General features: G+C 63.2%; 1 protein-coding gene. It reads right to left on the reverse strand.

Features of this window, described 5'->3' with window-relative positions:
• Nucleotides 1-18: 18 nt before the first annotated feature.
• Nucleotides 19-277, reverse strand: a 259-nt coding sequence (locus MTBSS4_RS03835; protein ID WP_173982084.1) for an ISAs1 family transposase, incomplete at its 5' end; no start/stop codon positions are given.

Here is a 277-nt window from a genome sequence, read left to right on the forward strand (position 1 = left end):
CACGGCAACGAGTCCAGGTTAACGCGGCGGTAAGATGAGGGCTGCGAGGAAGTCAGGGTTCCAGCCTGCGGCCTTTCGTGCGGTCTTGATGGAGCGCTTTCCACGTCCGGCGCGGACGATGTTGAAGGCGAGGCGTCGGACGAGTGCCATATTTTGAGCGCCGTGACCTCGGCGCAAGCGGGACAGGTCCTCCTTGAAGATGACGTCGAGCACCCAATGCATGCTCTCAATACCCCAGTGGCAACGGATGGCCTCGGCGGCGCGTTCGGGCGACAGG

The sequence above is a fragment of the Magnetospirillum sp. SS-4 genome, assembly GCF_902729425.1.
Lineage (GTDB): Bacteria > Pseudomonadota > Alphaproteobacteria > Rhodospirillales > Magnetospirillaceae > Phaeospirillum.